This is a genomic window from Pseudomonas sp. NPDC079367, assembly GCF_044542195.1.
GTDB lineage: Bacteria > Pseudomonadota > Gammaproteobacteria > Pseudomonadales > Pseudomonadaceae > Aquipseudomonas.
The window spans coordinates 1-26,619 of the sequence record NZ_JBITTW010000042.1 but is presented as its reverse complement, the minus strand read 5'-3'; the positions used below and the strand labels follow the sequence as shown (position 1 = coordinate 26,619).

Below are 26,619 nucleotides of genomic sequence, written 5' to 3'. Positions count from 1 at the left end.
CACTCGACAAACAAATCTATCAAATTTATTCAAACTATTTACATAGAATACAACAGTCCATTTTCTCTATGCGCTACCGTGACTCACCTTCATACAGCTTAGTTTCCGGGTTAAAATGCCAAATGTGAGAGGTTGTTAGTGGCTTACCATCCCTGTGCATAATTTGATCTTGCTTATCCCTGTTATAAGAGTAGATTTTAATATCTCTAAATAGACTATCTTTTGGATGAGTATCGAGAACCTTCACATCAGCAAAATACTCACCACCAACGTTTCTTAAAAAGCCACGACATTGAATTAGAAATTCATAAATAAAATCACCGCTCGACCCGGCACTTGAATATGAAAGAAAAATAAAATCTTTCACTCCGTCACCATTGATATCTTCACTAGTGACAACCTTTCCTTCCTCAATTGAAAATTTTTCATCTTCAATTCGAGAAAGCAAATCAAAATTACGTATACCTTCCGTCCACTGGGATAAGAAATATTTAGCACCATCTGCCGGAGTACATATGTCTACAGGGGCAGCGTTGGCAGTATTCGCAAAAAGCGCGAGCACCCAGAAAAATCCCATTTAAACTATCCATAACGAGAGGGATTTATTTAAACATCTCACCAAAATCAAAGCCGCTGAGCGCATTAAAATAAACCTGCTCCCTTTTTTGGTTTCAGAATACCGCTACCTTATTCAGACTCCCCCTCATACTTTTGAGAATCAGGATTGAAGTGCCAAATATGAGGTGCCATCAGAGTCTCACCACCTTTTCGCTGGATACTCCCGTTTGAGTTTCGTTTATAAGAATAAATTTTTATGTCTTTAACGTTTTTTTGCTCACTTTCCGGCTCCAGGACTTCAACTTTGGCAAAGTACGAAGCACCGAGTGGTTTAAGATAGCCATGACATTGAAGCAGGAAGCTAAACACTCGATCACCACTTGAACCAACGCCTGTTGACGCTTCAAAAATAAAATCGTCATTACCGTCATTATTCAAGTCACCGGCATATACAATACTGCCGTGATCAACTAAAAAGTCTTTTCCATCCTGCATTGACAATACTTTTGTCTTACTATTACCAAGATTCCAATCAGAAATAAAACTTTTCGAGTCTTGTTCTGGATTACAGATATCTCCCACAGAAGACCATGCAATTCCGGGTAGCAAACCAATCAACAGCAAAAAATATTTCATAAGTTACACATCCATAGAAAAGGGGACAGACCAAGTTTTTCGGGCAATTACTAAAACCGTGGTCTGTCCCCATTTCCGCCATTCCTTGGCGTCCGTAAAAAACTCAGTGATCCGTTCAATTCTGAACGGGCCTGCGACAGAAGATAGAGTCAGAACCGACAAACGGGTCAGATCTATTTAAGTTCTCAACTAAATTCAAAGCGGTCGAGCGCAAAAAATAAATCCGCCCCCTTTGATTATTAACAAATTCAGATGAAAACAAATCCTTCCTCTACCTTAGAGCCTTACTCAACAAACTCAATAGTTTCAACCATCTTAATGACCTCCTTCAACGCAGAGCCATTTAGATCATTCAAGTAGGCCACATTTCCACCTCCACAAAGTGCAGCAGATCCATGGGGGATGCAGAATCCAAACCCACGTGTTCGGTCCTCCTCTTCACCATTTGTAACGTCCTGAGATATCGCTGGACCTTCCCAGTTCTTCCCTTTTAATACATAAAAAGTATTATGCATGGACGTGTCAGCCTCAACATCTGGATCCAAACTCATGACCCATCCTTTGTCAGTCATTTTCCCACCCGAAAAGTTAGCAAAAGTTTGGGCATCGGCGGGATCCACACATCGAAATTTCAAATCGACTTCTATCGGCCGCCTAGAATTAGGCTTAATAACTTTCGAATAAAATAAGAGCGCAGGCACTTCTTCCTTATCCACCTCATAATCACCTCCGTACAAATTATTCATTTTAAATTTGCACACATTGAGATCTGCAAATATGACCGACGACTTCACATTTGCTTCATTAGCGAACGAGATCGACGAAAATGAAAGAACCAAAACAATCAACCAAACCTTCATCACTGTCTCCTCGCCTTAAACGGATCTGGGAGCTCACTAATTTTTCCACTAGCGTCTGGAAAGTTCATCTGCTCAGTTAAAACCACCAAAGCGTTGGTATACGCTTGGTTGCGGGCAATTATTCCGTTCACTTTGTTGATTTTAGTTACATCATGAACCGGGCTACCAAAATTCACAGTTGCGGCAACCTGTCCAAAAACCTCACAACTATAGTACACAAATTGTTTCCCGCCGGATTCTCTAACAACTCGTACCATCACAGGACTTTTATCAGCCAATTTGGCTGCCTGCGTCCAAGCCCAATAAGCTCCCGCACTGTTGGTAGCATCAACTGGTTTCTTTTCTACATCGTCACGCCAACGAATCATTTCTGCAGTCAGCCCTTTGGGCGTCAGCTGACTATCAGCAAGGTGGCTGTTACTACCGGTATTATCCGCAGACTTATGCGCGGCTGTAAGCGCGCTTACTAATGGAGAGGGCACTTTGCGACCACGGAACTTCCAATACTTTACATAGTTTCCAGGCCATGTTAACTGCAGTAACCCACGACCATCCCAGGGAAAATATTTCGCGCTACTATTATTTTCATGCATTTTCCCTAGCCATTGGGTTTCTTGAGTGGCATTCCCAAAAAAAGCAGCCATCCGCAATGTACTATTGGCAACCAAAAACTTCTGCAAAGCCTTATTTAAAGGACGTTTCAGATCCCCAATATTTTGTTGCGCTACTGCACTCAACGTAACGCCTTCTGAGACCAAGTTTGAATCCTTTATCCGCAGAGCGCTAGTCGGAAGCAATTGAGTTAGTTCCTCACCACTCAACCAACCGCATTTCCTAAACACATGAATAAATTCCTTTGGAGGGAAGTGCCAGTGTTTTGCCTTAATATCCTTCAGGCCTGCATCCTCCCAGAAGGCCATCGCCTTTTGATGCTCCTTTAACTGATTGTAATCAATTTTAGGCATCGCTGGCCCTAGCTCGGAGTCGCTCAAAAGCCAGCCATATCGAGTATCAAAATTTTCACGCCCCCACTCGCTTGGAAACTTAAAAATGCATTTTTCCAATTGCTTTCGAGACTCTTCCTTTTGAATTATTTCTTGATTGTGCTTTTTAATCCTAAAACTCTTACTATAAACGTGCTCTTCCTCTGGCTTTGCTGGTGCATGTTTAAAATCTGGCGACTTGGAAATTTCTACAATACTACGAGATGGGGGAAATAGCGGATCCTCATCTAGCTTCAACAATGCTCTTAGATAGGGCGACTGACAGTGGCTGTCTTCATCGGTATCGTCATCAATTAATTTCCAACCTAGCCAATGCGGAAAATCCGCGTCGCTGAAACAGGTTACAGTGCTAGCGTTTAAGTTGAACCAAGCCACCCCTGTTGGTAGTGCTACCTGTCTCCAATGTGCCGCATTGGCTGGAGTAAGGGAATCGGGACCTAGTACTCGACCGAATCGCAGCATTTCATAACCTGCGCTTGGGCAAGCAGGGTAGCGAGAGCCAGCAATTTCAAACAGGTCGTATTCGAAGCCTTCGCTCTCTTTATGTTCACCAATACACTTACCCTCAAGCGTGTAAGTACTCAAAACGCATTGCCCTTTTTCGTAATGCATACGTACGAATAAGTCTTCTGGTGGCCGAGCCAGACAATCGCCTGCACTATTCTGATCAGTCCAATTAGCTGCGGGCTGTGAATAGCCTATTACTTCTGGCGGTAAATAAAAATGCATATCGCCCCAGCAGCTATCTGTGCGACCAGCTTTGGTTTGATACATTAGCTCACGTTCAGTTCGACCGAACAGATGTGGTATCTGAGTATCATCCGCAATGATCTCAAAATGAATCTTGTTTGGCACGCCATATATTTTTCCGGACTCACCAATAATATCTTTCCGATAAACCCGCATATCAACTTTTGGATTTACCAACGATATTTTCGAAAGATGCATGTAAATTGAATAAAAAACGACCTTCGAACTTTCACCTTCGCCAATTTCTGTTTCATGTCGCAGGACAATACAGCCGTTATCTGTCCATCCGCCATAGTTCAAAGGCGCATCGTCGGCAGTATCTACCGGAGTTGGTTGACGGAAATAGGCTAGCTTTCCGTCAGCAATGGCCCGGACCGGAAGTACTTTACCAGCCAAAGGGGGCGCTTTTAGGTGAGTCCCCCCGTGCCAATTCAAATCAAAGCTGATCGGGAAAAAGCCATCACCCGGCTCTCCACACAGCATTGCTCGATTCAAGTACGCTTCGTCAGTCTCTCCGGCCGTCGGAGCTGGAAGAAATGGAGGGCTAATCAACATAGGTGTGATCCATATTTAATAAATTCTTCAAATCCATTGAGCGCTGACGTCACAGCGATAACAGGTACTTTGTTTTAGGTTTTGGCTCTTCTGGTGCATTCCCCAACGCCTGATCCATCAAACTCCCCGCCTTATCCTTATCCGCCGCCCCCGGCAGCACCGGCGGTTTAATCCCGATTCCAGTCCCCGACCCAGCCGAGCCACCGGCATTGATTTTGATCACCGGCCCAACCACCGTAACCCCACCACCATCCAGCTTGATAAAGCTCCCACCACCCACGATGGTCAGCTCCGTCCCCGCCTCGATAACAATCTTGTCCCCAGCCTTGAGGTGAATCTCTTTGCCCACACTGGTCAGTTGCGCAGTCCCCAACTTCACATGCTGGTTCTGCCCAATCGTCAAATGATCATCCAGCTTCGCTTCAATCTTGCGATCGGAGATCGTGGTGCGGTGTTCTTCAGCCTTCAGCTCGGTATAGGTGTTCTTCACCACCGTGTCGTGGCGTTCATTACCGACCCGAATCTTCTGGTCATGCTCAACGTTTTCATCCCAATCGCGCTGGGCGTGGATGTAGATCTGCTCCGAACCTTTCTTGTCTTCGATGCGCAGTTCGTTATACCCACCACCACCCGGCGAGCTAAGCGTTTTGAACACGCTGCGAGTCTTGTTCGCCGGCAGTGCATACGGCACCGGGTTTTCCTTGTGGTACAGGCAGCCGGTCACCAGTGGTTGGTCGGGGTCGCCTTCGAGGAAGGTGACGAGGACTTCCATGCCGATGCGCGGGATGCTGATGGCGCCGTAGCGGTCGCCGGCCCAGGAGCTGGAGACGCGCAGCCAGCAGCTGGTTTTGTCGTCGGCCTGGCCTTCGCGGTCCCAGTGGAACTGGACTTTGACGCGGCCGTACTGGTCGCAGTGGATTTCTTCGCCTTTGGGGCCGGTGACCATGGCGGTCTGGCTGCCGAGCACGCGTGGTTTCGGGTGTTCGAGCGCCGGGCGGTAGAACACGTCCCACGGGGTGGCGAGGAAGCGGTTGCGGTAGCCCTGGTGGAAGTCGTCCTTGTTGTCGGTGGTGTCGCTGGTCACGCCCTCTTCGAGGACTTGCGGTTGTTTGCCTTCGTGGAAGACTTCGGTGAGCAGCCACAGGTCGTTCCACTCGCTGCGCGGGTGGTCGGACATTTCCATGAAGTGACCGCTGACCAGTCTGGTCTGGTCGCCGCGACCTTCGGCCTGGCGGTAGTCGGCGCGGTGGCGTTCGAGGGCGCGCTGGCTGAGGAACTTGCCGCGCGCGCGATCGATGAAGCGGCCGGGGTAGTCGTAATCTTCGAGATCCGGCTCAGTGCTCTCACCGTCAGGTTTGTACGCGGCTTCCATTTGCAGGCGCGGTTTTTCGAAGTCGTAGTCGCGGCGCGTGGTGCGCGTGGTGCGGGTTTCCAGGCGCAGTTTGAAGGCTTTGATCACCGGCTCGTCGGCGACCATACCGCTGCCCTGCACATAAGCAGTTGGCTGCCCCAAGTTCTGGAACACGGTCTGGTCGTCGCCGAACACCAGCAGGTGCGCTTTTTCGCTGTGCTGGAAGTGGTAGTGAATGCCTTCCTCTTCGCACAGGCGCTGGACGAAATGCAGGTCGGTTTCGTCGTACTGCACGCAGTAGTCGCGATCCGGGCACGGCTGGCTGAGCTGGAAGCTGTAGGCGTTGCTCTTGATGCCGTGCTCTTCGAGGATCAGCGCGATAATTTTCGGCGCCGACATCTGCTGGTAGATGCGCTGGTTGGTGCGGTGATGCAGGTATTGCAGTTGCGGCACCATCGACACTTTGTAGCGAGTCAGGCGCTTGCCGGCATCACCTTGGGCGACGCGGTAGATCTGCCCGTGAATGCCACTGCCCCGCGGATCGAACGCCAGGAAGGCCTGTTTGTGCAGGAGTTTTTCCAGGTCCAGATCCGGGTTTTCGCTGACCAGTTCGAGGTCGAAGCGATACGCCTGGCTGATGCCTTCGGTGCCGGTGAACGACAGCACTTGCAGGTCGCCGACGTAGTCTTCGACCTTGAGGCTGAAGTGGGTTTCGTTAGCTGAGTTGAACATCGTGTGCTCCCTGTTCGAATGTCATCCGTTACGCCCGAAGTCGCAGACGTTGCAGCCAGGACGAAGTGGCGCCCAAGGCGTCACGCAATTGTTGGGCAGTGATGGTGCGTTCTGCCGGGTTGAAGCTCAGCGCGGTTCGCAGCGCGTGCCAGCCGTGCTGGGGTAGATTCGCTGGGGCGCGCAGCTCGCGCTCCAGATGCTCGTCGCGGGCCTGGGTCGAGGGCAAGCGGCGGAACGGGTGTTTGCCGCCCGCCAGTTCATAGATCACGCAGGCCACGCCGTACACGTCCGCGCTGGCCGACAACGGTTGGCCCTCAAGCAGTTCGGGGGCGGCGTAGCCCGGGGTCCAGGCGTTGAAACGCTCGCGGCTCAGGTGCGGCAGACCGGGCAAGGTGCCCTCCTCTGCCTGACCGAGGCCGAAGTCGAACAGGCGCAGGCCGTCTTCGCTGAGCATGACGTTGCTCGGTTTCAGGTCACCGTGCAGCACGCCGCGACGGTGGGCGTAGGCCAGCGTGTCGAGCAGCGGCAGGACAATGTCGCGCAGTTCTTGCCACGGCAGGCCGAGGGGCCGCTCGCAGAGCAATTTGTCCAGGGTCAGGCCACGCATGTATTCCATGGTGATGAAGGCCCGCTGGCAATCGGTGTCGACTTCAAAGGTGTGTGCACGCACAACGTTGTCGTGGCGCAGGCGTCGGGTCAGGGCGAACTCGCTGTAGAGCAAGGCACTGGCATCCGGCGATTCGGCAAATTCTTCGCTGAGGATTTTCAGCGCAATGTAAGGGTCGGGATCGCCGAACTGCTCATGCAGCAGATCCCGCGCCCGGTAAACGGCGCCCATGCCACCGGCCCCGAGCAGACGCTCGAGGTGGTAGCGACCGGCGAGTACATCCGGCAGCGCACCGATGCTGGCCTTGGTCGGCGCCAGCAACGGTTCGGCCTTGTTGCCCTTGGCGAAGGCGAAGTAGGTCAGGTTGCTGGCCTGCTCTTCGCTGATCAGCAGGTCATCGATGGGCGATTCGAGTTCACTCATTGGCGGATCACCACGGCAGTCAGGTTGTCGCGCGCGGCGCCCCGCAGAGCGCCGTCGAACAAACGTTCCAGCGCCACGTGCGGCGCGCTGAGGCTGAGGGCGTTGCCGAGGGCATCGCTGCTCAGGCCCTGATACAAACCATCGCTGCAGAGCAAAAATACATCGCCCGGATAGACCTCGAGTTCGAGCACATCCAGGGTCAGTGTCTCGGCGGCGCCGACGGCTCGGGTGAGTGCCTGAGCCGCCGGGTGCGCTGCCGCCTGTTCGACGCTCATTTGCTGCTCGTCGATCAGTTGCTGTTGCAGCGAATGGTCCTTGGATAGCTGATACAAACGCTGCCCACGCCACATGTAGCAACGACTGTCGCCGGCCCAGATGCAGGCCGCGCGATTGCCTTCCACCAGCAGCGCGACGACGGTGCTGCCCATGATGCTGTCGTGACGCCCGGCGGTGACCGTCAACTCCTGCCCCAAACGCCGGTTCAGCCAGTGCAGGCATTGGCGGATGGCTTTGAGGCGTTCGTCGAAGTCCTCGTGTTGTGGCAACTCAGCCAGGCTGGCGACGATCAACTGGCTGGCGATGTCGCCACCCTGATGACCGCCCATGCCGTCCGCGACCACCCACAGCCCATGCTGCGGCGAGTCGAGGAAGGCATCTTCGTTGCGCGCCCGCACCTTGCCCGGGTCGGTACGCGCCGCGCTGCGCCAGGGACTGGCCACCAGCATCAGAGCTGCACCGGCATACGGAAGGTGCGCAGCACGCCCATGTCGAACGGGTTCGGCGTGCGCTGGCTGGTCAGCAGGTAGTTGGCGCGCAGGCCGCCCACGTCCGCTTTCAGCACCAGCACGTCACGACCGTTCAAGTACTCGGTCTGCATCAGATCGAACAGACGGAACAGCGACCATGGGCCGGAGTTTTTCTCGATGCCGATCGGGCGCCCGGCCATCTTGTCCATGACCAGACTGGTGCGACCGTCTTCAGCATCGGTCGGCCACTTGAAGGTCATTGGCAGGATCGGGCCGTGACGGTATTCCATGGTCTTGTCGCCGAACTTGAATTCGGAACGGCTGACCGCCGGATCAAGGGTGTATGGCTCGAGCTTGAACTGCACGGTCGGCTCGGCCGGGTTGATCGAGAAGAAGCTTTGGCGAATCGTCTGCGCCGCCGCCATCTGATCGAGGTAGACCTTCGATACCGGCAGGCTGTGACCATCGACGCTGCGCATGCGGTAGTTGCCCGGATCGCCGCTGACGAATGGACGCATGTAGCTGTCGAAGAAGCGGTCGACGGTGCCTTGAGCACGGAAGAACTCGCGGAAGTCGCTGATCGCCACATCGCTGGTGCTGCTGGCGCTGAACGGATAACGCTTGCTGATGGTTTTGCCGTACACGCTGTACAGCTCGTTCTGATAACGGCCGTTCAGGTATTGATAGGCATCGTTGAGCACCAGGCGCCACGAGTCCTCGGCCAGTACGTTGAACCACACGCTCAGCGGACGCGGCAGACGACCGGAGGCATTGCGCAGGTTGGTCAGCGCATCACGCTGGCCGCTCATGCGCGTCTTGGCCATTTCGAACGCGGCTTGCTCCGGCGTGCTGGAACGGGCCAGACCGGCCAGTTGCAGTTGCAGGTCGTTGAGCGCGCTGAACGCTGGCGTCAGGTCAGCGCCCGGGCCGTTGTTGTCATCGAGCAGACGGTGCAGCGGTTCGAAGCGGCGTTGCAGGGATTTCTTCGCGGTGTCCGGCAGGTTCTTCGCCACGTTCAGCGCCGAAGCCTTGTCGGCGGCAGCCGCGGCGAGTTTGCCGACCTTGCCCAGTTTGCCCTTCTGCCCGGCCAGCGCATCGGCGGCTTCGCCGGCTTCATCGACCGGATCAGCAGCGGCTTCGAAGCGCGTGTTTTCGCGCACTTCGGTGAGCAATGCGAGGACCGGCGAGTTGGCCGACGTCAGGCCCGCCAGTTGCTCGGCGCCTTCGCCGGCGTCGCTGATCGGTGGCAATGCGACCTGGCCAACGGCTTCGCTCCAGTAGTTGGCGTAGTCGCGAAAGTACAGCTGCTCAAGCTCGACCATCAGGCGACGCAAATCCATGTCACTGATGCCCGCGCCTTCGCCCAGCACCCAGTTGTCACGCAGGATATCGGTGACCAGCGCTGCACCCTGTACCGAGAAATACTGCTGATAACCCTGCTGGGTGTAGAAACCCGGGATCACGTATTCAGTGCCGATGAACAACGAGCCTTGCGGGCCGAGATGTTGGCTGAAGCGATAGTCCGGCAGGTTGCGCGCCTGCTCGCGGAGCATGCGGTAAACCACGTTGGCCAACGATTCGCTGCGCAGAACCTGACGCGCCTGCGTCACCAACTGATCGTTCAGCGGGTAGATGAACGGCTGCTTGAGCAAACGCTCCAGGTGCGTATTCAGACCGTTCTGCACCGCAGTGTTGCCGGTGTAGCGCTGCGACCAGTCAGTGGCGACCCAGTCCTTGAGCCACGCCGCGTCGCGACGATCCTTCATGTTCAGCATCAGGTAGGCGCGCAGGCTGTTGAGCAGGCGATCGCGGTCCTTCATGTTGGCGCGGATCTGCCCTTCGAGCATGGTCGCCACCCGTGGCAGCAACTGCGCTTCAAGCTCACGCTCGTAAGCGGTTTTGACCACCGGGTTGATCTCTTCGCCCTGATACAGGCCGCCACGTTCGTGGTACGACACGTCGCTTTTGCTCGGGAACACCTGAGTCGCGGCGTAGCTGGTGTCGAGGACTTTCAGCACGCCCATGGCGTCATCGCGCGGCGTCACCGCCGAGCGTTGCTGAGTCCAGTTCTGCGCCAGCGTGCGCAGGTTTTCCAGACGCTCGTAGTTGGCCGAGAAACCGCCGGCCCAGAGCATGCCGAACAGTGCCAGCGCCGCCAGTGCGCCAACGTACAGCGCACGTTGGCCCCAATGAATGCGGCTGCGCTCGCGCTTGTCCAGGCCAGCCAGATCGGCCTCGGGGAAAATCACCTGGCTGAGCAAGTGGTGGATGAACCGCGAACGGCCGCTGCGCAGGGTCGGCAGCACACCGGCGTTAAGGCCCAGGCTGGCGCCGATGCCGGCGGTGGTCGAATCCATTTCCTGGGTCAGATGCGGCGCGCTGGTCAGGTAGAAACCGCGCAGTTGCGTGGCGCGCTGATAGCGGTTGCCGGTGAACGCCATGTCGACGAACAGGCACAGACGCTCGCCGATCTGTCCCAGCTGATGCGGGAAGTCGAGGATGCGCCCACGGCGCTGAGTATCGCGCTCGGAGTGCATGCGCATGATCACTTGGCTGTTCAAGCGGCGCAGCAGCTCTTCGAACTCGCTGCGCAGAACCGCGACATCGGTGCCGACCTGATCCTTGCGGAAACTGGTGCCGAGCACCTGATCGCTTTCTTCGCGGGTCAGTTGATCGAAGAACTCGTCGAAGCCGAGCAGCTTGTCAGCCTTGCTCAGAACCAGATACACCGGCACGTCGACGTGCAGTTTCTGATGCACGTCCTGCAGTCGGCTGCGCACCTGGCGCGCCAGTGTCTCGATGTCCTGCTCGCTGCCGCCGGTGAGGGTTTCCACCGGAATGGTCACCAGCACGCCGTTCAACGGGCGGCCGCGACGACGCTTGCGCAGCAGTTCCAGCAGGGTGGTCCAGGCGTTGCCGTCGACTTCCGCGTCCGGTTGAGTGGTGTAGCGCCCGGCGGTGTCGATCAGCACACCGTGGTCGGCGAAGTACCAGTCGCAGTGACGGGTGCCGAGGGTGTCGCGGGTCAGCTTGCGGTCGATCTTGTTGATCGGAAATTCCAGACCGGAAAAGTCCAGCAGGCTGGTCTTGCCCGAGGACTGCGGACCGATCAGCAGGTACCACGGCAAGTCACTGCGCCAGCGCTCGCTGCGACCGCGATACAGGCTCGACGTTTTCAGGGTTTTCAGCGCGTCCTTGAAGCGCGCCTTCAACTCCTTCTGTTCTTCGTCGATCAACTCTTCGCGACGAATGCGGTCCTGGCCGTCCTCGCTTTCTTCCTCGGCTTTCTTGCGAATACCCGCGCGCCAGCTGACGAAGACCATGGTCAGGCCCCAGATCAGGAACAGCACGCTGATGGTCAGCAGGCGCGAGGTCGCGCTTTCCCAGAACTTGTAATCATCGACCGCCAACAACGGGCCGACGAACCACACCAGCAGCGCCACGAACAGCACCAGCAGCAGAGTCCAGACCCAGGTCTGGCGCAGGAAGGCGCCGACTTTCTTGAAAAACTTTTTCATCACACGTCCCTGTTTTACGGCTGCGCCTGCGGTTGTACCGCGGCTGGATCAAGCGGCTGATAAGGTTGCAGAACGGTGTCGCGCTGCTCGCCCAAAACCCAGGCGAAGCCCGAATACATCACGACCAGGCAGACCAGCGTAAAGAGCACCACCATCCACGCCGGCACGATGCGCACCAGATTGCGGCGCTGATCGTTGAGGCCTTCCCAGTGCGGCGACAGCTCGCGCGGCACGTCGCCACGCAACTGACGGATCTGCCGGTACAAGGCGTCGCGGATGCCTTCGAGTTCGAGCATGCCGCGCGCCTGAACGCGGTACTTGCCCTCGAAACCGAGCGACAGGCACAGGTACATCAGCTCGAGCATCGGCAGGTGCTTGACCGGGTTTTTCGACAGCCGATCGAGCAACTGGAAAAACTTCTCGCCGCCGAAGGTTTCGTTGTGGAAGCTGCTCAGCAGGCTCATCTGCGACCACTCGCTTTCGTTGCCCCACGGCGTGGTCACGACGGCTTCGTCGACCACGGTGCAGAGCACGTAACGCGCGGCCATTACCTGGCTGCTTTCGGCGCCGTTGTGCAGGGCGCGCACTTCGAACAACTTCAGCCCGGCGGTCAGGCGCTCATTGAGCGCGTACAGGTTTTCGCGGGTTTCGCTGTGCTTGAGGCGCACCACTTCCGAGAGCAGGTCGGACGAGGCCGCGACCAGCGAGTTGAGGCTGATGTTGAACGCTTCGGCCGGGCGCAGGCGCGCGGCGTAGATCATGCGTTCTTCCAGTTGCTCGAAGCGCGGCGGCGCGGCGAAGTCGGTCAATGGACTCGACGCCGGCCCGTGGCCCTGGCGATCGAGCAGGACGGTTTTATCGTCCTGGCTGTAATCCGTTTCCTTGATCATGTCGGTCAGTTCCTGATGGCCCAGAATTTCAGTTCAAGCTCGGCGAATTCGCCGGACACGTGGAACGCGAAACCGCCGGAGCGCTCGAGTTGTGCCAGGTCTTCGGAACTGAGTTCGAGGATGAAATAGGTTTTGTTCGAGTGGAACGCGATCTGCCGTGGGGCCACCGGCAACGGTTTGACCTTGATCCCCGGCAAGTGCAGGTTGACCAGTTGGCGGATGCGCTCCACCGGGCCGACCTTGAGGTGCTGCGGCAAGCGCTGACGCAGTTCTTCGGAGTCGCAGTTGGCACTGGCTGCCAGCACGAACGAGGCCGAGCCGAGCAGTTTGTGGTCGTGCAACGGCGAAACGATGATGCCGTACTGACGCGCCTGCAGGATCAGCTCGATGGCGTGCTGTTCGAGCACCATCGACAGCACCTGACGGATCGCTTCCATCAGTTTGCGGAAGCTTGCGCCCTGATCGGCATGGGAATAGCGGCTGTCCAGACGCGGGCGTTTGCTCTCGCCGGAGAAGGTCGCCAGATCGCCGAGCATGGTCAGCAGCGTGCGATACAACTCTTCCGGATGCACCTGCTCAAGACCCAGATAATGGCGCAGCAGCAGTTCGGTGCGGTTGATCAGTTGCAGCATCATGAAGTCGCCGACTTCAGCGCCGCCGACCTTGCCGTTGGAGCGAATCCGCTCGGCGATGGTGTCGCCACGGTGGCTGAGCATGCTGATGACTTCTTTCAGGCACGACAGCAGGTAGCTGGAGGCGTGGGCCTGAATGTAGGTCGGGACGAAATCCGGGTCGAGGCTGATCACGCCGTCGGGCGTGGTATCGAGCACGTCGCAGATCTTCAGCTTGACGTAGGCCTGGTCGCTCTGCTGCTCGCCGAGCAACAGCTTGAAGTCCGGACGACCGCAGCTGACCTGGCTGGCGGAATCGTCGCCGGCGTTGGAATCGGCAACTTCGGCGTCGTACGCGGTGTAGCGCGCGAGCACGTCGGATTGCTCCGGGCGGCGGGCCTCGATGTGGTTGCCGGTGACCAGTGGCAGCGCCAGATAGATCGGCGTGTTGCCGGTGTTCGGCGGCACGTCCAGCGCCAGCGGTTCGGTGTTGCCACCGAGCTCGAACAGGCTGCCGTCCGGCAGAATCCCCGAGGCTTCACTGATCACCAGTTTGCCCATGTTGAGGAATTGCAGGTCGATCTCCAGATTGAGAAAACCCCAGGTGTAGCCACCGAGCAACTGCGTGCGGGTTTTCATCTGGTGATCGTAGTAACGATCGTTGTGCTGGAAGTGCTGCGGGCGCAGCAGCATGCCTTCCTGCCAAATGACTTTATGGGTGTTCATGATCAGTCATCCGCCTTGGCGAGCACTTGATGGGTGTTACGGATGCCGGTCTGGTCCAGTGTCAGGTCGACGTCGGTGACTTCCAGCGCAGTGATCTGAACCGTGTGGCGCCACTGGGTGTCCGGCAAGTCGCGGTAAGCGGCAAGAACGCCAACATAAAGGCTGCCCTCTTCCACCTTGAGCTTCATCTCCACGGTTTCACCCGGGCGCAGTTCGAGTTCTTCGCTGGCCACCAGATCCGGGTTGAGGGATTCCTTGGCGCGCTCGTAGAGGCTGAAGAAATCAGCGTTCTCGAAAGTCACCGGATGCTTGAGTTCGAACAGGCGCACGACGATTGGCGACGGCCGACCGTTGAGGTCCGGATTGAGCTGATCGCTGCCGGTCAGTTTCAGGTTGATCTTGGTCACTTTCGAGTACGGCGACAGCGACGAGCAACCGGCAAGCAGCACCAGCACGGTGAGCGCAGTCAGCGTCTTGAAAAAAGCGGTCGAGCGGCGAGACATGCGCATCATCCTTGGTGGTCGGTGTGGAGGGTTGAGATCAGGCGGATCTGTTCTTCGTAGGCCTGAGCGAAGTCGCGGGCCAGCAGGCGCTCGCTCCAGTCATCGTCCTGACGCAGGGCCTGGTGATAGCGGCCGAACGCTCTCCAGCGCCCGCCCGATGTCGCGATCAACGGCTTGTTGTCGCGCTCGAAACGCAAGGTCAGTTGCTCTGGCGAGAAATGCTCCAGCGTGCCCCGCACGGCGGCGCGACTGGCGGTCAGCAGTGCCACTTGATGCGCCTGCAAATCACGGAACGCGCGGGATATCGCCTGCTCGGCCGGCAGGTGCCCGGGCTTGCTCGGCTGCAACAGAATCTGCAGTGCTTCGCTCGGATCGACGGCGAATTTCAGCGGGTTCTTGTTGGTGCCTTGCACGGTGGTCTGGGCCAGACGCAATTCGTTTTTCAGCTCCGAGCGAGTACGCAGACTCTGCTGCAAACCGCCGACGCTCTGGCGCAGCAGGCGCGCAGCGTTCAGCGCCAGCGCTTCACGTTCGTCGTGGCTGAGGCCTTTCACGTCGATGCCCAGCGCCGCGCCGAAGTGCTCCCAGAAACCTTCGCTCTGACGCTCAACGGCTTTCGGTGCAGGCGCCGGCTCAGGTTCGGCCGGGGCGGCGATCAGCTCCGGGACCATCAGGCTTTCCATGTCGATGCGCGCGTAGTCGGCACGCTGACGCGAATCTTCCGGCTTCGCCGTGGGTGCCAGCAGCTCGTCGATTTCCGAGTAGACGCGCTCCTGCTGTTCCAGCGCATTGAGCGGGTCGAGGTCGAGGAACGCGTCATCCGGAATGATGCTGCCGGCCGCGCGCGGACGGCCGACTTCACCGTCGAACGTGGCCGGATCGCGGACCAGCCGCGCACGAATCTCGAAGTCGCCGAGAATGTAGGTGCTGCCGTGCTCGATGCGCACCGGTTCGCCCTTGTGCAGGCGTGCGCCGCTGCTGCCGTCCTGGACACCATTGCTGCTGGTATCGGTGAGGAAAAACGAGCCCTCGCGGTAGCTGACAATCGCGTGGTGATTGGACAGGTGACGCTTGCGGTCAGGGATGATCCAGTCGCAGTCCTCGCCGCGCCCGATCACGCCACCGGCCTGCTTGAAGGTTCGCTGGCACAACTCGGTGGGCACGAACTGCTTGGTGTTCAGCATTTCGAAAACCAATTCCATGTTTGATGCTCCTTGCGGTCACTTGCCGCGATTGACCGCTTGCGGATCACCCAACGGGCGATAGTCGTTGTCGTTGAATTTGTAATTGCCGCTACAGCCGCCAAGGCCGCATAGAACGACGAGGGTCAGCAGGACAGCGTGCCAGTGACGAACAGACATCAGAGGGTCTCCAGGTGTAGACAAAGCACAAAGCGCCGGCCCTTGCGGGCGGCGCTGAAATGGGTATTTGCGGACATCTCGCGGGCTCTTTGCCTAGCCATCGAAATCGCCCAGATTGATGTTCAAGCGTCCCAGCCGGTACAGCAGCGTGCGCCGTGGCAGGCCTAGTTCGCGGGCGGCGAGGGTCTGGTTGCCGTCGTTCTTGCGCAGGCAATCGAGCAGCAAGGTGCGCTCGACCTGCTCCAGCCGTTCACGCAGATTCAAGCCGCTGTTGTCTTCGGGCATCGGCTCCAGACGCAGGGAAAAATGTTCGGCGAGCAACTCGCCACCCTCGCACAGCAATACCGCGCGCTCGACCAGTGCCTTGAGTTCGCGAACGTTGCCGGGGAAGGTGTAACCGCACAGATGTTCCAGTGCCGAGTCCGACCAGCGCACCGGATCACGCTGCAGAAACGTGCAGGTCTTCTCGGCGAAGTGCCGGGCCAGATCGAGGATGTCGCCTTCGCGTTGACGCAGGGCCGGCAGCTCGATCGGGAACTGCGCGAGGCGGTAATACAGGTCCTCGCGGAATTTGCCTTCGCTGACCAGCGCCGCCAGATCACGGTGCGTCGCGGCGATGATGCGCACGTCGATCTTGTGCGTGTCGTTGGAGCCCAGCGGACGAATTTCGCCTTCCTGCAGCACGCGCAGAATCTTCGCTTGCAACGACAGCGGCATGTCACCGATTTCATCGAGCAGCAGCGTGCCGCCATTGGCCGCGTCGAACAGCCCGGCGCGATCGCGATCGGCGCCGGTGAAAGCGCCTTTGCGATAGCCGAACAGTTCGCTTTCCAGCAGGTTTTCCGGGAACGCCGCGCAGTTCTGCACGATGAACGCCTGGGAGCGACGCGGACCACAATCGTGAATTGCCCGCGCCACCACCTCCTTGCCGGTGCCGGTCTCGCCACGCAACAGCACGGTATACGGGCTGTGGAGGATCTTGCTGATCAGCGAATAGGTCTGGCGCATCGCCGCGCTTTTGCCGATCAGGCCGTAGCCGCTGATGCTCGGCACGCTGCGTGTGGCCGTGGCCGATTCGGCCGGCGGCTGACGCAGGCGTTGCAGCAGATGCAGTTGGCCGAGCACGAACGAACCGAGCTGGCCGAGGGAATCGGCGAAACCCTGCAGGTCGGTACGCCGACGGCTGGCACACAGCAGCAAGCCCTCGACCGACTTGTGCTGGTTGACCAGCGGCACACACAACAGTGATTGCCATGACATACCCGCCGCCGGCAGAAAACTGGTTTCGTGCAGGCTGCCGGCCAGGTCGTCGAGGCACACCACGCGGTTCTGGCACAGGGCGAATTGCAGCAGTTGTTCACCGTTGTAATCCGCCGGCAGGCTCGCCGCCTGACGCGGTTGCAGCGCGCCGTCGAGATACTCGGCGTTCATGCCCAGGCAGGTGTGGGTGGCGTCGAGCAGATACAGCTGCGTCAGCTCGCAGCCACTCAGCTCGGCCAGACCACGGACGAATTCACCCAGCAGCGCGGCGCTGTTCGCCGCCCGCGACAGACTGGCGAACTGCGCCAGCAACGCTTCGGCGTAGACCAGTGGCTGCGGCACTTGAGTGAACATCACGCCCACCTCAGACGAACTCGCAGGTCACGCTGGAGTTGCCGTCGAGCGTGGCATGCACACGCTTGAGGCTTTCGCCGGTTGCCATGGCATCGAGCAGACGATCAGCCACCAGCGGCAACACGTGTTGATCGAGCAAATGGTCGATCAGACGCGCACCGCTTTCGCTTTGCGTGCAGCGCTCGGACAGGTGATCGACGAGGTTCTGGCACCAAGTGAAATCCAGCTGACGACGATTCAGGCGCTCGCCCAGACGGCCGAGCTTGATTTCGATCAGTTCGCGCAGTACCGGTCCGCCGACCGGGTAGTACGGCACGACTTTCATCCGCGCCAGCAGCGCCGGTTTGAAGTGTTTGCTGAGCACCGGGCGAATGGTTTCTTCGAGCACTTCGGCGGTCGGCCGCGCGCCGTCTTCGCAGAGTTCGCTGATCTTGTCGCTACCGAGGTTGGAGGTCATCAGGATCAACGTGTTGCGGAAGTCGATCTCGCGACCTTCGCCGTCGTTGGCCACGCCTTTGTCGAAGATTTGGTAGAACAAGTTGAGCACGTCCGGATCAGCCTTCTCGACTTCATCGAGCAACACCACCGAATACGGCTTCTGCCGCACCGCTTCGGTGAGCATGCCGCCCTCGCCGTAACCGACGTAGCCCGGAGGCGCGCCGATCAGGCGCGAGACGGTGTGCTTCTCCTGGAATTCGGACATGTTGATGGTGGTGATGAAACGGTCGCCGCCATACAGCAGGTCAGCCAGGGCCAGCGCGGTTTCGGTCTTGCCGACGCCGCTCGGGCCGACCAGCAGGAACACGCCGACCGGTGCGTCAGGCTTGTTCAGGCCGGCCGCAGTGGCGCGCATCGAGCGATCCAGCGCGTGCACCGCTTGTTCCTGACCACGAATGCGCGTGCGCAGATCGGTGGCGAAACTGGCGACCTTGGCGTTGTGTTCGCGGGCCAGTTGCGCCAACGGCACGCCGGTCCAGGCGCTGATCACTTCGGCAACCAGACGCGGGCACACTTCGAAGCTGACCAGACGCTCTTTGACTTGCGCAGCAGTCAACGCCGTGTGGGTTTCGTGAAGCTGAGCTTCCAGCGCTTCGACGCTTTGGCCTTCTTCAACCTCAGCGACCACGGTTTCAATCACGGTGCCTTCGGCGTCTTCTTCAACGTTGACGGTTGGCTCGACCGCTGCGGCTTCGCGGGCCTTGGCCAATTGCTGACGCAGTTCCAGCAGGCGCTCGGCCAGTTCTTTTTGCTCAGTCCACAGGGTCTCGAGCGCAACCATCTCGCTTTCGGCTTCGTCCAGACGCGCTTCCAGTGCTTCCAGCGCTTCGTGGTCGATCAGCAGACCGGCCTCGGCATCGCGGCGCAGGGCCTGACGCTGACGGCCGCCTTCAGCCAGTTCGCCACGCAGGCGCTCAAGGCTTTCCGGGGCGGCGGCGAGGCTGATGCGCACGCGGGCGCAAGCGGTGTCGAGCACATCGACAGCTTTGTCCGGCAGCTGCCGACCGGCCAGATAACGCGCGGACAATTCAGCCGCCGAAACCACCGCGTCATCGCGCAGATAGATGCCGTGGCTCTTCTCGTAAACCTGGGCCAGACCACGGAGGATGGTCACCGCTTCGCTGACGGTCGGTTCGTGCAGTTGCACCGGTTGGAAACGACGGGCCAGCGCCGGGTCCTTCTCGAAGTATTTCTTGTACTCGGCCCAGGTCGTCGCGGCGATGGTGCGCAATTCGCCACGGGCCAGCGCCGGTTTCAGCAGGTTGGCTGCGTCGGAGCCACCGGCATTGCCGCCCGCGCCGATCAGCGTGTGAGCTTCGTCGATGAACAGAATGATCGGTTTCGGCGAGGCTTTGACTTCGTCGATCACGCCTTTGAGGCGACGCTCGAACTCACCTTTGACGCTGGCGCCGGCCTGCAACAGGCCCATGTCCAGCGAGAGCAATTCAACGCCTTTGAGCACCTGCGGTACTTCACCGGCAGCGATGCGCGAGGCCAGACCTTCGACGATGGCGGTTTTACCGACACCGGCTTCACCGACGACGATCGGGTTGTTCTTGCGGCGACGGGCAAGGATGTCGACCATCTGCCGGATCGCGCCGTCACGGCACAGCACCGGGTCGAGTTTGCCGTCGCGGGCCTGCTGGGTCAGGTTGTGGGTGAAGCGCTGCAACAGCGATTCGCCTTGCGCGGCCGGTTTGCCATTGGCCGCCGGCTGCTCCTGTTGCGACAGGGCAAATTCTTTCAAGCGATCAATGTTCAGTTTGGCGAGCAGCGGCTGATAACGGCTGCCGGCGTAGCGCATCGGGTTGCGCAGCAGCGCGAGAATCAGCGCGGCGTCTTCAACCTGGGTCTGGCCCAGTTCAAGGTTGGCCACCAGCAGTGCGTCTTGCAGCCATTGCACCAGTTCCGGAGCGAACACCGGGTTGCGCGAAGCGCTGTGCTCGATCCGCGATTGCAGCGCGGCGCTCAGCTCTCCAGCGTCAACGTCAGCATCTTGCAACGCGCGCGACAGCAAGCCGTTCGGGCGCTCAAGCAGGCCCAGCAGCAAGTCTTCGACCAGAATCTTGCTGCCGCCACGGGCCACGCAACGCTCGGCCGAACGTTCCAGATCACGACGGGTTTCGGCGTCCAGCGCCTGGATGAGTTGTTGCAGGTCTACGTTGATCATGGCTCACGTCCTTAATGAATTTTGCTGCCCAGGGTTACCACGCCGTCCGCTTTTTCGCGGCCCAGCCAACTGGTCCAACCGAGGCGACAGGCGTTCTGCTCACCGATGCGCAGTTCGCGGATTTCTTCCTGGCGCAGGACCAGGCGAATGTCGTAATCGAGCGGGTCACGCAGGGTGAACCGCACCAGCGCGCAGAGCGGCTGGTAACCGAAACCGATCGGCAGGAATTCATGGAATCGCTGCCAGTCGAGTTCGGTGATGTGAATGCGGAATTTGCCGCTGCGGTCGCGCACGTGTTCGCCGAGCACGAGGTCTTCACCGAGCAGGCTGTTGGCGCGGCCCAATCGATTGCGCTGCTCTTCGAGAATTTCTACGCGGCGCTCGATGCACTGCTCGATGACCAAGTCTTCGTGCTTGAAGTAGTAACGCAGCACGGCTTCGATCAGCGCCGCCGAGTGCGCGCGCAGGCTGAGCAGGCCGAGGTACGGCAGCAGGCGTTTCCAGTTGAGTTCCTTGGCCTTGCGAATCTCGTCGCCGCCCAGGCCGATCAGGGCGAACAGCTGCGAGGAGAACGGGTCAATCGCGCCACTCTGGAAGCTTGCGCGATATCGGTATTTGCGCCAGATCGGCAGCATCAGCCGTTGCAGGCGATGGTGAAACAGGTCGAGGAAATTGCGTGTCGGGTTGCCGTCCTCGCTGTCGCCCAAGGCTTGCTCGCCGTAAAACGCCGGCAGCGGCGAACCTGAGCCGACCAGGCCAATCAGGTTGAAGCGCATGCGCGCGCGCATCTTGCCGTGCTCTTCGAAAAACTCGACGCGATCGACGTCGCTGCGCGGAAAGCCCAGGCTCGGGTTGGCCTGGAACTCGACCTGGTCGTACAGATCGTCTTCGCTCAGATGTGGGTGTGCTACGCGCAGCCGGTCGATCACCAGCAGCACGGCCTGAAACAGCGAGTACTCGCGTATTACCTTGGTCAGCCCGCTTAGAGCAGGGGCTGCAGGCCCATACGTGGTGTCCATTGGTACACCTCTCCCTGTGTGCTTTTTACCCGCAGCTCATGGAATGAATTGAGACTGGCGTAAAGCGCGAAAAACTCGTTGAGAACCGAAGCGAAAACGAACAGGTCGCCTTCGCCGATATAGCCTTCCGGGTCGATGGTCAGTTCGGTGCGCAAACCGCGCACCGGCAGACCGCGATGCAGTCGGTCGACGTGGTGATGCTTGATGTGCTTGAGGCCGCCGAGCAGGCGTTTGCTGACCTTTTCCGCGTGCTGGTCGTAGTAACGCGGCAGGTCGTAGGTTTCCAGAATCACCTTCAACGCATTGACGTCGGCCAGCGACAGATAGTTAAGCGACATGTTGCTGATCAGCTTCCACAGGAAGTCACGGTTCAGCGGCGGCGCGAAGCTCGACGTGGCCGGGGTGATGTTGCGGAAACTGAGGAATTCCGGGGTCTGCTCGCTCGCCATGCAGATGTCGCCGAGCTTGAGCTTTTTCGGCAGGTTCTGATTGGTGCACATCAGCTCGATCGACAGGGTTTCGTGGGCTTCGGTGTGGCGTATGCCGAAGCTCAGGTAGGTGTCGAGGCCGTCGTGCAGCAAGGACGAACGCTGGCGGATGCTGTAATGCGGGCGGCTGTTGGGGACGTCGAAACTCGGGTCGTGCTCGAACGATTCGAACGGCACGTACTCCTGATATCCGAGGCCGCCGGGCTTCCAGCCGGTCACGGTTTCCACCGAGAACACACCGCAGTTTTCCAGGTCGTATTCCGCCGGCAGCAGCAGGTATTCGTCCTGCTTGCCGTCGAGACGGATCGGCAGTGCATCGTGGGCAAACAGGTTGGCAATCGGCGTGCAGAACAACTTGACGTTATCCAGCGTCGGGCGCATGCGCATGATGCCGCTCTTGCGGATGTCGAAGCGCAGTTCGAGACCACGCATCTGCTTGAGCGTGTCTTCCGGCAGCGCCTTGAGAATGTCCAGACCGTTGACGTCGACGAAGAGGAATTTGTCCTGGAAGGCGAAGTATTCCTGCAGGTAGCGATAGCCACGGAAGGTGTTCAGCGGATACGGGATCAACGCTTCTTCTTCGGCAAAGCCCACCGGTTTGACCCGGTCGCCGGGAATCTTGAACGCCATCGGCTTGCCGCTGACGCCATCGATCGGCTTACCAGCGCCGTCGAGCGGGATCAGCTCGATGCCGTCGAGGTTGCGCAGCAGGCTCAGGTAGAGCATCTGGCTGATGTAGCGCTCACCGGCAAAGTGCAGGCGCAATTTGCTCAGCTCCAATTCGCCGAGGTGGCCGTCGGCACTCATTTCCAGGCGCAGGCTGAGCAGCGAGCCATCCCCCTTCACCGAATAATTCAGCGCCGCCAGATCCAGCGGCAGCACCTCGGTCGGGTAGCAGGTGCGGAAACGGCAGCGCACGTCTTCGATCGGCTTGCTCTCGATCGGCGTATCGCGCTCGACCAGCAGCGCCGGCCCGGAACGCTTGAGCGGGTCGAACTGCAAAATGCTGAACGCTGGCAGCGGGCGCATGTAGTTGGGCCACAGCAGCTGCATCAGCGAGTGGCTGAGCTCCGGCAGCTCGTCATCGAGCTTCTGGCGCAAGCGCCCGGTCAGAAACGCGAAGCCTTCCAGCAACCGCTCCACATCCGGATCCCGCCCGGCCTGCCCCAGATACGGTGCCAACGCCGGACTACGCTCGGCGAAACGGCGACCGAGCTGGCGCAGTGCGGTGAGTTCGCTTTGGTAGTAGTGGTTAAAGGACACGGGGTACCTGCCTGGTAGTGGAACTCATCAAAAAAATATCCTGTAGAGCGCGACCGTTACGCCGGCACAGACATAGCCGCCAATCAGCAGGAACGGCACAACCGAGATCCAGCCGTACGCCATGTAAGCATCACTCAGCGGACGGACGATCAGACTGAACAAGCCATACAGCATCCAGGGCACGGCATAGAACGGGATGAACTTCACTGGCGCCCACCAAACCATCCGCAATGCCTGTTGCTCGTTCCGGCGCTGCGCCGATCGGGACATCCACAGCGAGAAACCCAGAAGCCCGGGAACGCCCCACCACAACAGGTACTGCCAATAAATTCCGGACGACTCGGATGTTAAATACTCGCCATTCCACAGGTCATAGGAAGTAATCGCCAACACCGCCAGCAGTGGCAGCCACAATGCAGCCATGAAGAAGTTAAGTTGTGCGCGACTGAGCATGAGCATTTCGTCTACTGAGTCGGTCATCGACGAACCTCCACAGCGTAATCCGAGCACCATGTGCGGACATCACGCTTGTCGAAGCCTGCGCACCGATTGTCTTTTGCGATCAAGCGATACGAATCTTCGGGGACGTACGCAAAAAAGTAATAGTTGTCTCCGTCCTCACCGTAGAGCCAGTAAGACGAAGAACCTTGATTGATTTCGTAAGGTTCGAATGTCCAGATGGACGACTGCGCGGGGATAAAATTTTCGCGCTCCATCAACAACATCAAGGCGTTGGAAAGCGCATGCGCAGAAAAATAGAGCATGCAGGCGAACGCTCCCACCACGAGTAGCAAGCGCTGCAGCCAAATCATTCCAAAGCGACCTGAATTGGTCATGCGTCCGTCTCCTGCCCCGGGGTCGCTGGCACATATTTGTTCATCGCTGCCCAACTCCCTGTTTTTGCGGCGTGATCGCGACACCCGTATACACATAGAGCTCTTCACCGCCGTAGCCACCAATCGCCGCAGCGCTGAGTGGATGGCTGTCCGTGGTGCCATATCGAACCCAGCCCTCAGTCCACATCCCGCCATTTTCGTGGCGAATCTCCACGTAATAATCCGGTGCTTCGTACTTGGTAATCTCGACGAATACCCCACCATCCTCGGCGCCAATCCACAACGCGTGGGGATGAGCGAACAGCTTTGGTTCGGTTGAGCTTTCCATTCGCAAAAGCAACGTCAAGCCGACCACAATCGTCAGCAAACCGACCGAGCTGAGAAAAGCGATGAGGCATTGCCAGGCTCTGAGTTTCATCGAGCCAACCCGAACGAGTGCTTCATGGGCAGAAAGCCCCCGTGTCGACCGTCCACGAACGGACAGCTTTTTCTTCGGTTTTTTTGATGCTCGCTACTGCCTTTCGCAAGGTCTGTGCGTCAATGGACTTAGTCCCGTTCTGGCTTTTGATCGACAGGCTGTACTGGTCGCTGATCTGAACCGATACGTCTTCACCGAATGACTGGTAGTTGCCGATGGAACTGCGCTGGTTCGGGTTTAACGTGAAACTGCGTGGCTGATCGTCATAGTTGGAGTCGTTCGCCAGCGTCAACTCCAGTGGTACTCCACAAGTGTTCAGCAGGTAAACATCATTGCGATAGACCTGCTGCGCAGCGCATGCAGTCAGCGAAACGAAGCACGCGAAGAGGCTTACCCATCTCATCATCAAAATCGTCCTTGGCAGTTTCACGGACAAACCGATGCCTCGCTGATTGTCCACTCGCGCTGTGTCCCTTGACTGACCTTCTGTACGCCACTCAGGCGCCTCTTCAACTCCAGAGCGCCGATGATCCTGGTGCCAGCAGCATCGTTGATCTTCAACAGATAGTTATGCGGGATCTGCTCCATCACATCCTCACCATAGGAAGCAAAACTCGCGACCATGGCACGGGAATCCGGTTCGGCAGTCATGTGGCGATCCTGCGAATACATGTTCGAGCCGTTGGAAACCCTCATTGCCAAGCGCTGGCCACAGCGGTTTTCGACATACACATGGTTGTTGTACACCTGCTGAGCAGCACAGCCATAAAGGGAAACGAACGGCAAGATGAGACCGGTCAACCTAGTCATCGAACTCGACCCTTGCCAGCCAAAGCAAGCTTTTGACGTCCTGTTCAGACGCCGCCATTCTCTTTTGCAGATCAGCGGAGGACTGCGTGTAACTGCTGAAGTAATGCATGACATCCACCTCGCCGGCGTTCGGCGTCGGGTGGTTGTCCTTAGGGTTTTGCATCAATGTGGATGTTTCTTTGTGAGTCCAGGAGTAACCGGGGATGATTCCCCCACCGTACTCATTGAGAATCAAATGACCAAACTCATGAGCCGACGTTTCTTTGAACTCTTCTCTGGCAATGTCTCTAGCGAACTCTGGAGTTCGACGTCGTTGAACAACGTAGCTTTCATAGGCATAACCGGCGTTGTGATAAACCTTTCTGGCAATCGCAAGACTGGTGGAACGACCGAAGTCCGCCGACAGCGAATCAATCAAAGGGAAATCCCCGGCTTTGGGCTCGACGTTGATCTCGGTTTTGACCGTGACTTTGTACAGGCCTTTGCTGGTCGTGATGCCCTCAGCGATACCGCCGCCGCGTGAGCCATTACGCGACCAGTACAACTCGATACCTTCCTTGGCCCAGCCGAGTAAAGTGCTGAAAGGCGTGGGTACCAGTCCGGGTGTGGAACCACTACTGCCGCCGTCTGAAAAGCTCGGGCGTAACGTGACCTCAACGGTCTTGGCGTTGCGGTCGATGCGCGCATCGACCCACTTAACCTCTCCAGCCGAGCAATCAAGCTTCACTTCAGTCACGTGCTGTTTCCCCGCCCCGGTCGCGGTGAGGCGCACTTTCAGGTTCGGGCTTTTCAGGACTTTGGTATCAAGGATGCCGGCCGTGTCGTAGCCGTCCCATTGCCATGGATGCTTGCCTGGTGGCAGGAACGGCGCGGTGTTGGCTTCGGCGTAAACCAGCTTTTCGCCGTCCAGCACTTCCAGCTTCACACTGTCAGCTGCGTCCATGCGGTTCTCGACAACGAAATCGACCACCTCACGGTTTTTCGATGTTCCTGATTTCAGCTCGTCGAAGTCTGGAATTTCCAGCGGCGTCAGTACCGAGTTGCCACCGGACTTCAAACCCAGTCGGTAATCCAGCGCCGCGACAACCGCTATAGCGGCAAGCCCCGAAAATGGCGCTGGCGAATGCGAATTACCGATAATCACCGTCCCTGAACCCGCCGTAACCTTGTTCCCGTGAGAGCCAACGGAGCCGACTGTGGCGGCCGGTTTTCCATTGATCAACACAGTGGTCGCCAAGCTGCCGGACATCGCACCACCACACGCCGAGGCATCGCCTTGGCGGGCGGCCGCGAGGCCGTCGAAGAACACGTCGCCGGAACCGGCGGCGATCGGGTTGGTGCCATGGCCGGGGAGCGGGCAAGCGGTGGGGTCGGATACGCGTGCTGCGGGTTTGCCAGACATCGGGATCTCCTTAGGTGACCTTGACTTGACCGCTGCCATCCAGGCGCGCGGAAAAACTGACCTGACGCTTGAACCCTTCAATTTCCAGCAGGCCTTCGATACTGAAGGCCAGGCGAAGCTGATCGTGGTCACGCGGCAGGGAAATGACACGCACGTTGCTCAGGCGCGGCTCGTAGGCTTCGATGAAGCTTTCGATGGCCAGGCGGGCCTGACTCAGCGAGTCGTGCAGGCTCAGGCGCATGTCATTGAGATCGGGCAACCCGTAGTCGG

General features: G+C 58.3%; 23 protein-coding genes and 1 pseudogene. All 24 read right to left on the bottom strand.

The window, feature by feature from the left end; translation table 11 throughout:
• Window positions 1-73: 73 nt before the first annotated feature.
• Window positions 74-577 (bottom strand): hypothetical protein, encoded by a 504-nt coding sequence (locus ACIGDJ_RS23920; RefSeq protein ID WP_397479818.1) that lies wholly within the window; start codon window positions 575-577, stop codon window positions 74-76.
• A gap of 110 nt (window positions 578-687) precedes the next feature.
• A complete protein-coding gene (locus tag ACIGDJ_RS23915) occupies window positions 688-1,194 on the bottom strand; it encodes a hypothetical protein (protein WP_397479819.1) in 507 nt (168 codons plus the stop codon).
• A 284-nt stretch (window positions 1,195-1,478) separates the two neighbouring features.
• Window positions 1,479-2,054, bottom strand: coding sequence for a hypothetical protein (locus ACIGDJ_RS23910; protein ID WP_110599816.1), 576 nt, complete (start codon window positions 2,052-2,054; stop codon window positions 1,479-1,481).
• Window positions 2,054-4,363: a M23 family metallopeptidase gene (locus ACIGDJ_RS23905; RefSeq protein WP_323164096.1), complete on the bottom strand. Its 2,310-nt coding sequence runs from the start codon at window positions 4,361-4,363 to the stop codon at window positions 2,054-2,056. Before ACIGDJ_RS23905 ends, ACIGDJ_RS23910 begins: the two co-directional genes overlap by 1 nt.
• Before the next feature lie 49 nt (window positions 4,364-4,412).
• Window positions 4,413-6,446: a type VI secretion system tip protein VgrG gene (locus tag ACIGDJ_RS23900; protein WP_397479820.1), complete on the bottom strand. Its 2,034-nt coding sequence runs from the start codon at window positions 6,444-6,446 to the stop codon at window positions 4,413-4,415.
• Window positions 6,447-6,474: 28 nt separating this feature from the next.
• Window positions 6,475-7,476: a serine/threonine-protein kinase gene (locus ACIGDJ_RS23895; protein ID WP_397479821.1), complete on the bottom strand. Its 1,002-nt coding sequence runs from the start codon at window positions 7,474-7,476 to the stop codon at window positions 6,475-6,477.
• Complete coding sequence (locus ACIGDJ_RS23890) at window positions 7,473-8,201, bottom strand: PP2C family serine/threonine-protein phosphatase (RefSeq protein ID WP_042608097.1); 729 nt, start codon at window positions 8,199-8,201, stop codon at window positions 7,473-7,475. The genes ACIGDJ_RS23895 and ACIGDJ_RS23890 overlap by 4 nt, the downstream gene beginning before the upstream one ends.
• Window positions 8,201-11,740, bottom strand: a complete 3,540-nt coding sequence (gene tssM, locus ACIGDJ_RS23885) for a type VI secretion system membrane subunit TssM (RefSeq protein ID WP_101161690.1) — start codon at window positions 11,738-11,740, stop codon at window positions 8,201-8,203. Before tssM ends, ACIGDJ_RS23890 begins: the two co-directional genes overlap by 1 nt.
• A gap of 14 nt (window positions 11,741-11,754) precedes the next feature.
• Window positions 11,755-12,630: a type IVB secretion system protein IcmH/DotU gene (gene icmH / locus ACIGDJ_RS23880; protein WP_397479822.1), complete on the bottom strand. Its 876-nt coding sequence runs from the start codon at window positions 12,628-12,630 to the stop codon at window positions 11,755-11,757.
• A gap of 5 nt (window positions 12,631-12,635) precedes the next feature.
• The gene (gene tssK, locus ACIGDJ_RS23875) at window positions 12,636-13,967 is read right to left on the bottom strand and encodes a type VI secretion system baseplate subunit TssK (RefSeq protein ID WP_016772510.1); all 1,332 of its coding nucleotides are present in this window, start codon (window positions 13,965-13,967) and stop codon (window positions 12,636-12,638) included.
• A gap of 2 nt (window positions 13,968-13,969) precedes the next feature.
• Window positions 13,970-14,470, bottom strand: coding sequence for a type VI secretion system lipoprotein TssJ (gene tssJ / locus ACIGDJ_RS23870; RefSeq protein WP_101161693.1), 501 nt, complete (start codon window positions 14,468-14,470; stop codon window positions 13,970-13,972).
• A 5-nt stretch (window positions 14,471-14,475) separates the two neighbouring features.
• Entirely contained in the window at window positions 14,476-15,672 is a 1,197-nt protein-coding gene (gene tagH, locus ACIGDJ_RS23865) for a type VI secretion system-associated FHA domain protein TagH (protein ID WP_397479823.1), read from the bottom strand.
• Window positions 15,673-15,690: 18 nt separating this feature from the next.
• Window positions 15,691-15,831: a hypothetical protein gene (locus ACIGDJ_RS23860; protein ID WP_003229566.1), complete on the bottom strand. Its 141-nt coding sequence runs from the start codon at window positions 15,829-15,831 to the stop codon at window positions 15,691-15,693.
• Window positions 15,832-15,924: 93 nt separating this feature from the next.
• Complete coding sequence (locus tag ACIGDJ_RS23855) at window positions 15,925-17,445, bottom strand: sigma-54-dependent Fis family transcriptional regulator (RefSeq protein ID WP_101161697.1); 1,521 nt, start codon at window positions 17,443-17,445, stop codon at window positions 15,925-15,927.
• Between the two features lie 10 nt (window positions 17,446-17,455).
• Window positions 17,456-20,113 (bottom strand): type VI secretion system ATPase TssH, encoded by a 2,658-nt coding sequence (gene tssH, locus ACIGDJ_RS23850; protein WP_397479824.1) that lies wholly within the window; start codon window positions 20,111-20,113, stop codon window positions 17,456-17,458.
• 11 nt (window positions 20,114-20,124) lie between these two features.
• Window positions 20,125-21,132, bottom strand: a complete 1,008-nt coding sequence (gene tssG, locus ACIGDJ_RS23845; RefSeq protein WP_397479825.1) for a type VI secretion system baseplate subunit TssG — start codon at window positions 21,130-21,132, stop codon at window positions 20,125-20,127.
• The gene (tssF, locus tag ACIGDJ_RS23840; RefSeq protein ID WP_101161703.1) at window positions 21,096-22,883 is read right to left on the bottom strand and encodes a type VI secretion system baseplate subunit TssF; all 1,788 of its coding nucleotides are present in this window, start codon (window positions 22,881-22,883) and stop codon (window positions 21,096-21,098) included. Before tssF ends, tssG begins: the two co-directional genes overlap by 37 nt.
• A 27-nt stretch (window positions 22,884-22,910) precedes the next feature.
• Window positions 22,911-23,363 carry a hypothetical protein gene (locus ACIGDJ_RS23835; protein ID WP_101161705.1) on the bottom strand — a complete coding sequence of 151 codons (453 nt, stop codon included), beginning with the start codon at window positions 23,361-23,363 and terminating at the stop codon, window positions 22,911-22,913.
• Window positions 23,360-23,719, bottom strand: a complete 360-nt coding sequence (locus ACIGDJ_RS23830; protein ID WP_101161706.1) for a hypothetical protein — start codon at window positions 23,717-23,719, stop codon at window positions 23,360-23,362. Before ACIGDJ_RS23830 ends, ACIGDJ_RS23835 begins: the two co-directional genes overlap by 4 nt.
• 40 nt (window positions 23,720-23,759) lie before the next feature.
• A complete protein-coding gene (locus tag ACIGDJ_RS23825; protein ID WP_397479826.1) occupies window positions 23,760-24,137 on the bottom strand; it encodes a hypothetical protein in 378 nt (125 codons plus the stop codon).
• 22 nt (window positions 24,138-24,159) lie between these two features.
• The gene (locus tag ACIGDJ_RS23820) at window positions 24,160-24,567 is read right to left on the bottom strand and encodes a hypothetical protein (RefSeq protein ID WP_397479829.1); all 408 of its coding nucleotides are present in this window, start codon (window positions 24,565-24,567) and stop codon (window positions 24,160-24,162) included.
• Window positions 24,564-24,947 (bottom strand): hypothetical protein, encoded by a 384-nt coding sequence (locus ACIGDJ_RS23815; RefSeq protein WP_101161712.1) that lies wholly within the window; start codon window positions 24,945-24,947, stop codon window positions 24,564-24,566. The genes ACIGDJ_RS23820 and ACIGDJ_RS23815 overlap by 4 nt, the downstream gene beginning before the upstream one ends.
• Window positions 24,948-26,055: 1,108 nt before the next feature.
• Window positions 26,056-26,349: pseudogene (locus ACIGDJ_RS23810) on the bottom strand (PAAR domain-containing protein); the annotation flags it as partial.
• A 10-nt stretch (window positions 26,350-26,359) separates the two neighbouring features.
• On the bottom strand, window positions 26,360-26,619 hold a 260-nt coding region (tssE, locus tag ACIGDJ_RS23805), incomplete at its 5' end, for a type VI secretion system baseplate subunit TssE (protein WP_397504626.1).

Excerpts from the sequence above, each read along its gene's own strand:
- tssH (WP_397479824.1), bottom strand. The coding sequence starts at position 20,113 with ATGATCAACGTAGACCTGCAACAACTCATCCAGGCGCTGGACGCCGAA.
- ACIGDJ_RS23815 (WP_101161712.1), bottom strand. The coding sequence starts at position 24,947 with ATGACTAGGTTGACCGGTCTCATCTTGCCGTTCGTTTCCCTTTATGGC.
- ACIGDJ_RS23825 (WP_397479826.1), bottom strand. The coding sequence starts at position 24,137 with ATGAAACTCAGAGCCTGGCAATGCCTCATCGCTTTTCTCAGCTCGGTC.
- ACIGDJ_RS23920 (WP_397479818.1), bottom strand. The coding sequence starts at position 577 with ATGGGATTTTTCTGGGTGCTCGCGCTTTTTGCGAATACTGCCAACGCT.
- ACIGDJ_RS23905 (WP_323164096.1), bottom strand. The coding sequence starts at position 4,363 with ATGTTGATTAGCCCTCCATTTCTTCCAGCTCCGACGGCCGGAGAGACT.
- ACIGDJ_RS23835 (WP_101161705.1), bottom strand. The coding sequence starts at position 23,363 with ATGACCGACTCAGTAGACGAAATGCTCATGCTCAGTCGCGCACAACTT.
- ACIGDJ_RS23910 (WP_110599816.1), bottom strand. The coding sequence starts at position 2,054 with ATGAAGGTTTGGTTGATTGTTTTGGTTCTTTCATTTTCGTCGATCTCG.
- ACIGDJ_RS23915 (WP_397479819.1), bottom strand. The coding sequence starts at position 1,194 with ATGAAATATTTTTTGCTGTTGATTGGTTTGCTACCCGGAATTGCATGG.
- tagH (WP_397479823.1), bottom strand. The coding sequence starts at position 15,672 with ATGGAATTGGTTTTCGAAATGCTGAACACCAAGCAGTTCGTGCCCACC.
- tssM (WP_101161690.1), bottom strand. The coding sequence starts at position 11,740 with ATGAAAAAGTTTTTCAAGAAAGTCGGCGCCTTCCTGCGCCAGACCTGG.
- icmH (WP_397479822.1), bottom strand. The coding sequence starts at position 12,630 with ATGATCAAGGAAACGGATTACAGCCAGGACGATAAAACCGTCCTGCTC.
- ACIGDJ_RS23830 (WP_101161706.1), bottom strand. The coding sequence starts at position 23,719 with ATGACCAATTCAGGTCGCTTTGGAATGATTTGGCTGCAGCGCTTGCTA.
- tssG (WP_397479825.1), bottom strand. The coding sequence starts at position 21,132 with ATGGACACCACGTATGGGCCTGCAGCCCCTGCTCTAAGCGGGCTGACC.
- ACIGDJ_RS23900 (WP_397479820.1), bottom strand. The coding sequence starts at position 6,446 with ATGTTCAACTCAGCTAACGAAACCCACTTCAGCCTCAAGGTCGAAGAC.
- ACIGDJ_RS23895 (WP_397479821.1), bottom strand. The coding sequence starts at position 7,476 with ATGAGTGAACTCGAATCGCCCATCGATGACCTGCTGATCAGCGAAGAG.
- ACIGDJ_RS23890 (WP_042608097.1), bottom strand. The coding sequence starts at position 8,201 with ATGCTGGTGGCCAGTCCCTGGCGCAGCGCGGCGCGTACCGACCCGGGC.
- ACIGDJ_RS23855 (WP_101161697.1), bottom strand. The coding sequence starts at position 17,445 with ATGTTCACTCAAGTGCCGCAGCCACTGGTCTACGCCGAAGCGTTGCTG.
- tssK (WP_016772510.1), bottom strand. The coding sequence starts at position 13,967 with ATGAACACCCATAAAGTCATTTGGCAGGAAGGCATGCTGCTGCGCCCG.
- tssJ (WP_101161693.1), bottom strand. The coding sequence starts at position 14,470 with ATGTCTCGCCGCTCGACCGCTTTTTTCAAGACGCTGACTGCGCTCACC.
- ACIGDJ_RS23860 (WP_003229566.1), bottom strand. The coding sequence starts at position 15,831 with ATGTCTGTTCGTCACTGGCACGCTGTCCTGCTGACCCTCGTCGTTCTA.